Below are 11686 nucleotides of genomic sequence, written 5' to 3' on the forward strand. Positions count from 1 at the left end.
GCGCCCTCGGTCTGGCCGTGGCACTCGCGGCGGCCTACGCGGCCTTCGCACTGATGCTGGAGGACATGCGCAGCGAGGAGGTCCTCCCGATCGGCCGCAGCGGACCGGCCCACCACGCCGTCGAAGGCGACCTCGCCGTGCAACTGCGCAACCTGGAACGGCAGGCCGGCGTCCGCCGCACCCTCTGAGGCCCGCCCGGGGCGCCCGGCCCGCCGCCCGGGGCGCCCGACCCGCCCGGGGCGCCCCTCCCCGCGCCCCGGGACCACCACCACCGCGCACCCACCACCGCGCACACCCACCCCACCCTCGTGCGTCCCACGCGCGCACGCATCCTCGAAAGGCGCCCTGTGCAGTTCGGAATCTTCTCGGTGGGCGACGTGACGCCCGACCCGACCACGGGTCGGACGCCCACCGAGCACGAGCGGATCAAGGCCATCACGGCCATCGCCCTCAAGGCGGAGGAGGTCGGCCTGGACGTCTTCGCCACCGGCGAACACCACAACCCGCCGTTCGTGCCCTCCTCGCCGACCACCATGCTGGGCTGGATCGCCGCCCGCACCGAGCGGTTGATCCTCTCCACCTCCACGACGCTCATCACCACCAACGACCCGGTGAAGATCGCCGAGGACTACGCGATGCTCCAGCACCTGGCCGGCGGGCGCGTCGACCTGATGATGGGGCGCGGCAACACCGGCCCGGTCTACCCGTGGTTCGGCCGGGACATCCGCGACGGCATCCCCCTCGCCATCGAGAACTACGCCCTGCTGCGCCGCCTGTGGCACGAGGACGTGGTGGACTGGGAGGGGCGCTTCCGCTCGCCGCTCCAGGGCTTCACCTCCACGCCCCGCCCGCTGGACGGCGTACCGCCCTTCGTCTGGCACGGCTCCATCCGCAGCCCCGAGATCGCGGAGCAGGCCGCCTACTACGGCGACGGCTTCTTCGCCAACAACATCTTCTGGCCCAAGGACCACTTCCGCCGGCTCATCGACCTCTACCGGCGCCGCTTCGCCCACCACGGCCACGGCACCCCCGAGCAGGCCGTCGTCGGCCTCGGCGGCCAGGTGTTCATGCGGCGCAACTCCCAGGAGGCCGTACGCGAGTTCCGTCCCTACTTCGACGCCGCTCCGGTCTACGGGAACGGACCCTCGTTGGAGGAGTTCACCGAGCAGACCCCGCTGACGGTAGGCAGCCCGCAACAGGTGATCGAAAAGACGCTCACTTTCCGCGAGACCTTCGGGGACTACCAGCGCCAGCTGTTCCTGATGGACCACGCCGGCCTGCCGCTGAAGACGGTGCTGGAGCAGCTGGACCTGCTCGGCGAAGAGGTAGTGCCGGTGTTGCGCAAGGAGTTCGCGGCGCTGCGCCCGCAGGGCGTGGCGGACGCCCCCACGCACCGGGCACTCGTCGCCCGCCGGGCCGGCGAGGAGCAGCGGGCGGGGGCGCAGCAGTGACCACGGTGCGCCTGACCGTCGTGACGGCCGGCCTGAGCGTCCCCTCGTCCAGCCGCCTGCTGGCCGACCGGCTCGCCGCCGCGGTGGAGCGCAGGGCGGGCGACTCCGCCGGGACCGTGGAGACCACCGTGGTCGAACTGCGGCCGCTGGCCGTCGACATCGCCCACCACTTGGTCACCGGCTTCCCGCCGCCCGCACTGGCAGCAGCCCTGGAGGCGGTGGCGGCGGCGGACGGGCTGGTCGCCGTGACCCCGGTCTTCGCCGCCTCCTACAGCGGCCTGTTCAAGTCGTTCGTCGACCTCCTCGACCGGGAGGCGCTCGTCGGCACACCGGTGCTGCTCGGCGCCACGGGCGGCACGGCCCGGCACTCCCTGGCCCTGGAGTACGCGATGCGGCCGCTCTTCGCCCACCTGCGGGCCGCGGTGGTACCGACGGCGGTGTTCGCCGCCCCGGAGGACTGGGGGTCGGCGGGCGAGGGCCGACGTGCCGCCTTGGCCGGCCGGGTCGAGCGGGCCGCCGGCGAGCTGGTCGCGCTGATGCCGGTCGCCGGACGCGCGCCCTCCACGGGCGGGGGCGGGGACGCGGAGGAGGTGGTGCCGTTCGAGGAACAGCTCGCGGCGCTGCGGGGCGACCTCGGGTGAGCGCACCCGGCCGTGCCGGCAGCCGGAGGTCGGCCGGGGGCCGGCCGCTCAGCCGGTGCCGGCCGGCCCCCGGGACGCCGTCTGCCACTCCCGGGGCGACATCCCGTACGCGGCGCGGAAGGCCCTGCTGAAGTGCGAGGGGCTCACGAAGCCCCAGCTCTGCGCGACCGCCGACACCGTCGGCCCGTTCCCGGAGCCGCGCGACAGGTCCCGCCGGCACCGGTCCAGGCGCTCGCGGTGCATCCACCGGCCCACGGACGTCCCCTCCGCCTGGAAGAGCCGGTGCAGGTGGCGCACCGAGATGTGGTGCGCGGCCGCGATCCGCTCCGGGGACAGCCCGGGATCCGCCAGGTGCTGCCGGACGTACTCCTTGACCCGGACCAGCATGCCCCGGGCGGCCTCCGGCGCCCGCGGGTCCAGCCGGCCCTGCCGTTCGCGGACCAGCACCGCGAGCAGGTCGGCGGCGGTCAGGGCGAGCCGGTGGCCGGTGTCCGGGGCGAAGCCGGACGCCTGCTCCGCGAGCCGGGCGAGGTAGCCGGCGAGTAGTCCTGCGGTCCCGGACCGGCCGTCGAACAGGGTTCCCGTCACGGCCCTGAGGTCGTCGTCCGAGACGCCGATGTCCTCCTTCGGCAGGCGGAACGCGGTGAACCGGAAGTCGTCCGGCTGCTCCCGGCGGTACGGCTGGCCGGCGTCGGAGCAGGTGAACGTACCCGGCACGACCAGCGCCTGCCGTCCGTGCTGGGTGAGCCGTGCGGTGCCGCGGTGCTGGAGGGTGAGGGTCACGTACTGTCCGCCCCCCTGCGCGATGCGGCGCCGGTTGCGGGTGACGGACTGCGGGCCGGCCTCGACCTCGGAGATCTGCAGGGAACCGACGTGCTGGCTGACGATGGTGCCGACCGCGTGCTCCCGTTCGTGGAGGGTGACGTCCAACGGGACGAAGGTGCCGGAGACCAGGCTGTGCCAGTGGTCGGCGCGTTCGGTGACTGACGGGGCTGCAGTGGTGGTGACCTGGGGCAACGTGACTCCGGGAGGGTGCGCGGTGGGTTCGCACCCACTCTCGGATCACCGGCCGCCGGTGCCATCCGTCAAGTGACTTGCCCCGTGTACGTCACACCGTCGCCGGGCGCCGGCACCGGCCGTTCCGGCACCGGCCGTTCCGGCACCGGCCGTCCGGTCAGTGGGCCGCCGCCGCGTCCTCCTCGACCACGTCCCGCAGTTGGCTGCGCGAGGTGACGCCCAGCGCCGGGAACGCCTGGTAGAGGTGGGTACCCACGGTGCGCGGGGACAGGAAGAGCCGCTCGCCGATCTCACGGTTCGTCAGCCCCTGGGCGGCGAGCCGAACGATCCGCTGCCGCTGTGGCGTCAGGGAACGCAGGGCGCTGTGCCGGCCCGACTCGACGGTCACGCCGGCCGCCCGCAGCTCCGCCTCGGCCCGCCCGCTCCAGTGCACGGCACCGAGGCCGTCGAAGATCTCCCGTGCCTTGGTGAGCGCCTCGCGGGCATCGGCTATCCGGCGCTGCCGGCGCAGCCACTCGCCGTACTCCAGCCAGACCTGGGCCCGTTCGAACGGCCACCGCTGCCCCGTGGGGTCGGCCAGTGCGGCCAGGAACAGGGGCCCGGCCTCCGCCGGGTCGGCGAGCAGTGCGGCGGCCCGGTCCATCGTCTGCCGCAGCCGGGCCGAGGCCCCGTTGCCGACCTCGGCGGTCACCCGCTCCAGTACCGTACGGGCCTCGTCGGCGTGGCCGGTCAGCACGGCGGCGGCCGCGTGGTCGGCGACCGCGTAGCAGGAGAGGTGGTGGTGCAGGGGGACGCCCGCGGCGTCGAACAGGCCGCGCAGGTGCCGGTGGGCGGCGGCGTGGTCACCGAGGGCGGTGGCCGCCAGGCCGGCGGCGCGGCGGGCGCGCACCACCGTCCCGAGCGCGCCGGCCGGCTCGGTCACGGCCAGCGCCGCCGCCGCGTGCCGGAGCGCCGGCCCCGGCTCGCCGGTGAGGGCGTGCAGGGTGGCCAGGACCGTCAGAGCCCGTACGGAGCCGAGGGTGTGCTCACCCTCCAGGAACCGTGCGGCGAGCCGCTCGACGCCGAGCCGTGCGTCCGCCCACCTGCCGCAGTCCACGTTCGCCCAGGCCAGGTCGGCGGCGGTCATCCCGGCGTGGAAGGCGTCCGCGTCCTCCCACTGCGGGTTCACCAGCTCGCCGAGCAGGCTCACCGCCGTCTCCGTCTCGTCGAGCACCAGGCACAGCACGCCGAGGGTGTGCAGTTCGGTGGGGAGCCGGCCGGGGGCCGCGGCGACCGCGGGCAGCCGGTCGCGGATCGCGGCGCCGTGGACGAACGGGTCCGTCACCCCGAGGTCCCAGAGGTGGAAGGGATGGGCGGCGATGTCGCGCGTGTCGCGCCGGTCCAACAGGTCGCGCACACGCACACGTTGCGCGGCGGAACCCGAGTGGTAGGCGATGCCGGTCGCGATCGTGGACACACCGGCGCCGATCGCCGCCGGGTGCATCAGCCCGTCCGAGTCGACCAGCGCGAACGCCCTCTCCATCCGCATCGTCAGCATGGCGACGAGGCCGCTGAGCCCGCAGATCCACCCCGTGGTCATCGGGTCACGGTTCGCTTCGAGGGCCTGCGAGGCGAGCGCTTCCGCCTGCCCGAGGTCGCCGACCAGGACCGAGGCGTACGCCGCGGTGGCCAACCGGCGGGTCCGGTCGGCCGGGTCGGTGCCCAGCTGGGCTGCCCGCTCCAGACCGGCGACCGCCTCCGCCATGGCCCCGCGCGCCACCGCCCGCAGTGCGGTTTCCTCCAGTGCGCCGGCGACCGACGCGTCGGGCGCCACGGTCGCCGCCGACAGCTGCCAGGCCCGCCGGTCGGGGTCGCCCTGGAGTGCGGCGGCCAACGCCAGGTGGGCGCGCCGGCGTTCGGCGAAGGGCGCGGCACCGTAGATGGCGGACCGGATCAGCGGATGGCGGAAGTCGATGCGGTCCGCGTGGAGGCGGATCAGGCCCGCCTGTTCCGCCGGCTGCCAGACCTCCACGTCCGTGCCCGCCGGCAGCGCGGCCATCACGTCGGCGAGGGCCGCGCCCTCCGCCGCCGCGGCGAGCAGCAGCGCCTCGCGGGACGCCGCGGGCAGCTCGCCCACCTGGGCGGCGAAGGTGCGTTCCAGCAGGTCGGTCACCGGCACGTGGCCCGTCGCCGGCAGTCCGCCGTCGTGCGATGCCTGCCGGGCGAGCTCCACCAGGGCGAGGGGGTTGCCGGCTGCCGTGTCGAGGAGCCGTCGGCGGGCGGGGCCGACCGGGGCGTCCGGCTGGGCACTGAGGAGTTCCTCGGCCTCGGCCGGCGGCAGGGCCGGGACCACCAGCTCCGGAACGGACCGGTCCAGCCAGTCGGGGCGGTGTGTGCCGCGGGCGGCAACGAGCAGCCCGATGGGCTCGCCGGCGAGGCGCCGCGCGAGGAAGCCCAGGACTTGGCAGCTGCCGTGGTCGAGCCACTGGACGTCGTCGACCACCAGCAACAGACGCCTGGCGGAAGCGAGTTGCGAGGCAAGGGTAAGCACCGCGAGGCTCATCATCATGAGGTCCGGCGGCGCGGGGTCGTCGCCCAGGCCGAAGGCGCTCAGTAGGGCGGCGCGCTGCCGGACGGGCAGGCCCTCCGCGCGGTCGAGGACGGGGAGCAGCAGCTGGTGCAGGCCGGCGAAGGCGAGTTCGGTCTCGGCGGCGTTGCCGCGCACCCTGAGTACGGTGGTGCCGGCGGCCGAGGCCGCCTCGACCGCCGAGTCGAGGAGGGTGGTCTTGCCGACCCCGGGCTCCCCGAGCAGCAGCAGCGACGCAACGGGCCCGCTCGGCGCGAGCGCTTCGGCGATGACCGCCCGCTCCCTCTGACGTCCGATCAACTCATGTCTCCTGAACTTGTCACGCTCGGTGCCGTGCGGCGTTCGCCGTATCACGAACGCGCAGGCCAGAGCATAACTCAGCGTGAGCATCGGTATCGGTGCGGAGCACTCCGGCGGGCGGCCGCGTGGTCGGCGACCGGGACGAGGAGGCCGGCCGTCTCCGCCCTGTCCGAGGTCGCACTCACACGAGCGGGTTTCCGGCCCTGACCGGCAAAGCAGCGCGGCCTTCGCTGTCGCGCCGAGACCGCGACGGCGACAGCGACGGCAGTGTCACCCGCTCTCGTTGAGGAAGTCGAGGAGGATCTGACGGCTCGTCTGGGAGACGAGGCTGCCGTAGGCGTCGTCGAAGGCGTGCTCGGCGAAGGGAAGTTCCTTCACCGTCGTGTCCACGCCCTTGGCCTGGAGAGAGACGCCGAACTCCTTGATGGTTTCGGGGCGGGCGCTGCGGTCGCGGTCTCCCACGACGAGCAGGGTGCGCTGCAGGCCCTCTCGGATGTCGCTGGTCGGGGAGACCTCGCGGTAGCGCTCGGGGTAGCGGGCGGGTGTGCCGCCCGTGAAGAGCTCTGCGGCCTCACGGCTGCCGGCAACGTCTTCCTCCCACATGCCGTCGACGTCGGTGCCCGGGTAGAAGCCGACCACGGAGGACGGGGGCTCCGGTGTGGTGCCCTCGGTGGCCCGCATGGTGCCGTTCTGGAGGCGGTAAGCCGTATTCATCGCGAGCGTGCCCCCGGCCGACATGCCGCCCAGCGAGATGCGGGAGGAGTCGATGCCGTACTCGTCGGCGTGGGCCTGTGTCCAAGCCAAGGCGGTCACCAGGTCCTGCGGGGCCTTGTTCCATGTGGGGCGGTCGGGGGTGGCCAGGCGGTAGTCGACGGCAATGACGGCCACACCGTGGTCCGCCAGCCAACGGCCGGTGCCCCGCAAGTCGCTCTTGTCGAAGGTGCGGAAGCCTCCGGCATGGGCGAGCACGATCGCCGGCACCTTGCTGCCCCGGCTCCCCGTGGCCAGGTACACGTCCGCTTCGAGCGCCTCGCCGTCACGGGTGGCATAGATCTGCGTCGTGTCCGGTGCGGCACCGCCGGGGAAGGCCAGCTCGCTGAAGACCTGGCTGAAGGAGACCTCCGTACCGGCGTCGCGCGCGGCGGTGAACTGTATGCCCCCGATCCCCAGAGCGGCGATGGCCGACAGTGCGGTCACTGAGGTGAGCACGCGCCCCCAGCGCACCAAGCCGCCACGCAAAGCCAGGGCTCCCAAAGCGGTGCCCACCAGGGCGAGGAGCGCCACGTGGAAGGGGTACTGTCCGCCGATGACCGGGCCGATGACTCCGGCCTTGGGGATGGCCGGAAAGTACGCACCCAACATGATCACAGCTACGAGGGAGGTCAGAGCCGAGGCGATCGAGGCGAGAACGACGCGTAGGGACCTCTTGACCTTGCCGGGAGGCGAGGGCCGGGAGGTAGGTACCGGGCATAGGGCTGTGGACATGGTGGCGTTCCTTGCAGATGTGGGTCGCGGGAGGACAGTCCTCCGAACACGGCTCCACAAGGTTCGCTTTCCGGGCCGCCGGTCTGCGTCCCCCGGAGGGGCCAACCCGCGGCGTAGCCCTCCAGAGCTACCCGAGAGTGCACGGAGGTGCGCGACCCGTGCCTGCTCGGCCGCCTCCTCCGCGTCGATCGCGCATCGCGCGGCGGCCCGGTACCGCTGGAACGCGAGCGTCAAGAAGAGTCGTCGGAGTCGGCTGCGAGCGTCTTCCCCACGGCCCCTGACCGGGTGACGCCGTCGACCGCCACACAGATGCCAAAGACACGATCGTGGCCGGTCCAGCCGTTGACGCGGCCACGGTTGTTGCTGATCTGCACCCGCTTCCTGGCGGGGTCCACGGACGAAACCAGGTGAAGGTAGACCGTCCCGGCGACCCGGGCGAGAACGATGTCCCCGACCTCCAAAGCCGACGGGTCGACCGGAGCAACGACCACCTGCTGCCGACTGCGTATCAGCGGGACCATCGAGGAACCGCTGGGCCGGAACGCCACGGTGGCTCCACCAGCAACCCTGCCTGCCACTGCATCCAATGCGCCCATCCGACGAGCCTGGCAGATCGCACTGCTTCCCCCCACCGATTTGCGGCGCCTGATGCGGCACTGGAGGCGAGGCAGGCACGGCAACGCCGGTCCAGACGCTCCCCCGGACCACATCGAAGACGGCGCCAGGGCGGAGTCCGGTCTCGTCGAGTGAGGCCGGTCCTGCCACCGGACGGCGGATTCGAACGCGGTGTCCGTGGTGATGAACGAGGTCAGGGGCCGGGCCGGCTCCCGATAGCGGGGCAGTGTGGGCGGCCCAGGACCACTGGGCCGGCAAGATCACCCGACGTAACGAAGAACTACTGCGTGGCGGTTCGGAGGGAGGGCATCCGGTGGGCGGCGTTGCCGGGGGCGACCAGGCCGGTTTCGTAGGCGAAGACGGCGGCCTGGGTGCGGTCGCGAAGCTGTAGTTTGCGCAGGATGCGGCCCACGTGGGTCTTGACCGTCTCCTCAGCGACGACCAACTCCCGGGCGATCTCCGCATTGGACAGGCCCTGCGCCACCTGCCCGAGAACTTCGGTCTCCCGGTCGGTGAGGGCATCGATGCGCACGCCGGTCGGCTGCTTGGCGCTGGGACTCACACGGGAGAACTCTTCGATGAGCCGCATCGTGAGGTCGGGGGCGAGCAGGGCCTCGCCCTGGGCCACCACCCTTACGGCTTCCGCGAGCTGGATGCCGGAGGCGTCCTTGAGGAGGAAACCGGAGGCCCCGGCGCGCAGTGCCTCGTATACGTACTCGTCGAGGTTGAAGGTGGTCAGGATGAGGATCTTCGTCGAAGAGCCGGGGGCGGACGTGATCTGGCGGGTGGCCCCGATGCCGTCCAGGCCGGGCATCCGGATGTCCATCACGATCACGTCGGGCGCCAGCTCCTCGGTTCGGGCGACGGCCTGCACGCCGTCCTCGGCCGTGGCAACGACCTCGATGTCCGGCTGGGCGCCGAGCAGGACGGAGAAGGCGTCCCGGACCATGGCCTGGTCGTCGGCGATGAGCACACGGATGGTCATGCGTAGGTCTCCTTTTCGGCGACGGCGACGGCGACGGCGACGGTGGCCGCGACCGCGACGGCGCCGGGGGGAGCGGCGGCGGGCTCGGGCGTAGGCACGGGCACGGGGCAGGTCGGCAGCACCGCGCTCACCTCGTAGCCGCCGTCGGGGGTGGGGCCGACGGCGAATTCGCCACCGAGCATGGCCACGCGTTCCCGCATGCCGATGACACCGTGCCCGGCACCGGGTGAGGGGGCGGCGGGCAGCGCGGCGGGCCCGTTGACGACCCTCAGACACAATGCCTCACGCGCGTAGCTGAGTTCGATGCTCGCCTCAGCACCGGGGGCATGGCGCAGAACGTTGCTGAGGGCTTCCTGGACGATGCGGTAGGCAGACAGTTCCACGCCCGGGGGTAGATGACGGGCGGTGCCCTCGATCCGAGCGGTGGTGCGGAGGCCGGCAGCCCGCACGTTGCCGAGCAGCCCGTCGAGCTGCGCCAGGGAGGGCTGCGGGCTGGTGCCGGTCGTGCTGTCGCCGGGACCGTTCGACCGCAGGAGGCCGAGCATCTGGCGCAGTTCGGCCAGCCCCTCCAGCGCGTTGGTCCGGATCGAGGCGAACTCGGTGACCAGTTCCGCTGGTGGGGCCTGCACCCGATAGGGCGCGGCATCGGCTTGGATGGAGATGAGTGAAAGGTGGTGGGCCACGACGTCGTGCAGCTCGCGGGCGATCCGAGTGCGCTCCTCCAGGACAGTGCGCAGCGCCCGTTCCCGGGCCGTGGCGGCGATCTGCTCGGTGAGGCGTGCATGGTCCTCGCGGCGGCCGCGCACCACGGCTCCGATGAGCAGGGCCAGAGCGAACAGCGTGAGGGCTCCGGTGATCATCGTCCAGGACCCGACGGTACGGCCGGACGCCTTCAGCCCAACGGCCAGCAGGGTGCTGAGTACGGTCGTGGTGGTCGCCGAGAACAAGCGCACCCGCAGGGCGAGGAGGAAGAGGACCCCGGCATGCACCATCCACACGTAGATCTGGGTGTCACGGGTGGGCGGATACACCAAGGTGATGCCGGTGACGAAGGCCATCGACAGCCACCAGGCGGACGCCGGCCAGCGCAGGGCCAGCACCAGCATGGCCGCGTGCCCGATGGCCAAGGCCGGGGCGGTCGGACTCGCTGAAGCGGCGGCCGTCAGAGCGGCTGCGAAGCACACGAGGCTGTGGGGTAGCCAGCGCAGCCAGCGTGGCCAGGCCAGCGGAGGCATGGGGTGGCCCCGGAGGGAGATGAGATCAGCCCGCAGGATGCGAAGGCCGGGGCGGTCTGCCATCGCAGCGGTCGTCTCGGACACGTGTTCATTATCTGATATCGCCAGTACTTCACTGTTCATCCGTACCGAACATACGGCGCAATCCCTTGGCCAGCGTCCCGCTGGAGAGCCATATCGGTATGTAGCTCTCCAGGGGGACGACACGGATGACACCGAGGAACACCCGTAGACGGCTGCCTCGCCGAGACGGGCCCGACCATCAGGTCCGCCCGATCAGCACGAGTCCACGGCTTCAACCCGGAGACCAGCTGGAGTTCGTGATGCCCCGTGGGGCACGGTGGGGGCATGACTCCGTACGAGACGATGCCGTTCCACCTTGAGACCGAGCGGTTGATACTGCGGCCGTGGGCCGTGTCGGACGCCGCTGACTTCTGCGCCCTCCTCTCCGAACGCGGCAACGGGACACCCGCGGTTGAGCACATACGGACGTCCATCGCGGAGCTGCTCAGTGCCACGGCGACTACGGGGATCGCCCTGTTGCCCATTCAGCGTCGTGACGAAGGCGACTTCATCGGTTACTGCGGGCTGATCACCGGCCGCGCCACCGTAGAGGAGCCTGAGATCGCGTATGAGCTGTTCCAGCGGGTGCATGGGCGCGGCTACGCCACCGAGGCGGCCGGCGCGGTGCTCGATGCCGCCATCGCGACCGGGCGGAAACGGCTCTGGTCGACCGTCGGCGCATGGAACACACCGTCGCTCCGTGTCCTTGAGAAGCTCGGGTTCGAGCGGGACCACGTCTCCATGGAAGACAACGGTGAGGTGGTCTGGCTCACCCGCTCGTTGCCGTGACGCGAGAGCACGCTCCCGGGGCTCGTGACTGTGGTTCGGCGCCAGGTCGAGTCAGGCAGCAGTGGCGGGGAAGACCCGGCGTCAGCCACGAAAGGTGGCCCGGAGGCGTTCGCCCGGCGCTGGGAGGGCCGTCCACCGTGTTGCAGCCTCGGCAGGTGCGGACGGTCGTCGCGCCGTTCGGCACCGGCCTTCAGCAGGGACGCTCGTATTCGATTTGGGTGAGCGGGTTGCCGTCGCCGAAGTCGAGGGCACGTTCACGACCCGATTCGGAGAAGCCGCACTTGGCGTAGAAGCGGCGGGACCGGGGGGTGTCGCGGAGAGTCCAGAGGTGGACCTGGGGGAAGCCGGCCTCCCGCAGGTGGCGCAGCGTCTCGGCCATCAGGACGGCGGCCACGCCGCTGCCCCAGCCGTCGGGGTGGCCGTAGAAGCTGTAGATCTCCGCGAGGCCGGGCCGGCTCGCGGACGGGACGGCGTAGGACATGGCGAGGGGGCGGCCGTCGAGGGCGGCGAGCAGGATCGTTTCCGGGCCGTCCGTGATC

10 protein-coding genes and 1 pseudogene are annotated in these 11686 nt (G+C 72.2%); 4 read left to right on the plus strand and 7 right to left on the minus strand.

Annotated features, from left to right (window positions below; translation table 11 throughout):
* The 3 genes and pseudogenes from ACFV7Q_RS36055 to ACFV7Q_RS36065 all read left to right on the plus strand — a co-directional run.
* Positions 1 to 188, plus strand: a pseudogene (locus tag ACFV7Q_RS36055) (hypothetical protein); the annotation flags it as partial.
* Between the two features lie 159 nt (positions 189 to 347).
* Positions 348 to 1451: an LLM class flavin-dependent oxidoreductase gene (locus tag ACFV7Q_RS36060; protein WP_385435155.1), complete on the plus strand. Its 1104-nt coding sequence runs from the start codon at positions 348 to 350 to the stop codon at positions 1449 to 1451.
* A gap of 5 nt (positions 1452 to 1456) precedes the next feature.
* Positions 1457 to 2092 (plus strand): CE1759 family FMN reductase, encoded by a 636-nt coding sequence (locus ACFV7Q_RS36065; protein ID WP_385435164.1) that lies wholly within the window; start codon positions 1457 to 1459, stop codon positions 2090 to 2092.
* A 48-nt stretch (positions 2093 to 2140) separates the two neighbouring features.
* On the opposite strand, the gene ACFV7Q_RS36070 is transcribed toward ACFV7Q_RS36065, so the two are convergent.
* The 6 genes from ACFV7Q_RS36070 to ACFV7Q_RS36095 form a co-directional block, all read right to left on the minus strand.
* Positions 2141 to 3109, minus strand: coding sequence for a helix-turn-helix domain-containing protein (locus tag ACFV7Q_RS36070; protein ID WP_385435156.1), 969 nt, complete (start codon positions 3107 to 3109; stop codon positions 2141 to 2143).
* Positions 3110 to 3266: 157 nt separating this feature from the next.
* Positions 3267 to 5975 carry an AAA family ATPase gene (locus tag ACFV7Q_RS36075; protein ID WP_385435157.1) on the minus strand — a complete coding sequence of 903 codons (2709 nt, stop codon included), beginning with the start codon at positions 5973 to 5975 and terminating at the stop codon, positions 3267 to 3269.
* Between the two features lie 270 nt (positions 5976 to 6245).
* On the minus strand, positions 6246 to 7460 hold the full coding sequence (locus ACFV7Q_RS36080) for an alpha/beta hydrolase (protein WP_385435158.1): 1215 nt from the start codon (positions 7458 to 7460) through the stop codon (positions 6246 to 6248).
* Between the two features lie 230 nt (positions 7461 to 7690).
* A complete protein-coding gene (locus ACFV7Q_RS36085; RefSeq protein ID WP_385435159.1) occupies positions 7691 to 8056 on the minus strand; it encodes a S26 family signal peptidase in 366 nt (121 codons plus the stop codon).
* 299 nt (positions 8057 to 8355) lie between these two features.
* Positions 8356 to 9060, minus strand: a complete 705-nt coding sequence (locus ACFV7Q_RS36090; protein ID WP_385435160.1) for a response regulator — start codon at positions 9058 to 9060, stop codon at positions 8356 to 8358.
* Positions 9057 to 10379, minus strand: coding sequence for a sensor histidine kinase (locus ACFV7Q_RS36095; RefSeq protein ID WP_385435161.1), 1323 nt, complete (start codon positions 10377 to 10379; stop codon positions 9057 to 9059). Before ACFV7Q_RS36095 ends, ACFV7Q_RS36090 begins: the two co-directional genes overlap by 4 nt.
* Positions 10380 to 10643: 264 nt before the next feature.
* Between ACFV7Q_RS36095 and ACFV7Q_RS36100 the strand changes: the two genes are divergently transcribed.
* Positions 10644 to 11147 carry a GNAT family N-acetyltransferase gene (locus ACFV7Q_RS36100; protein WP_385435162.1) on the plus strand — a complete coding sequence of 168 codons (504 nt, stop codon included), beginning with the start codon at positions 10644 to 10646 and terminating at the stop codon, positions 11145 to 11147.
* A 190-nt stretch (positions 11148 to 11337) separates the two neighbouring features.
* Here ACFV7Q_RS36100 and ACFV7Q_RS36105 read toward each other — a convergent pair.
* A partial coding sequence (locus tag ACFV7Q_RS36105) for a GNAT family N-acetyltransferase (RefSeq protein ID WP_385435163.1) occupies positions 11338 to 11686 on the minus strand: 349 nt, incomplete at its 5' end.

This window comes from Streptomyces sp. NPDC059851, assembly GCF_042732005.1.
Classification (GTDB): Bacteria; Actinomycetota; Actinomycetes; order Streptomycetales; family Streptomycetaceae; genus Streptomyces.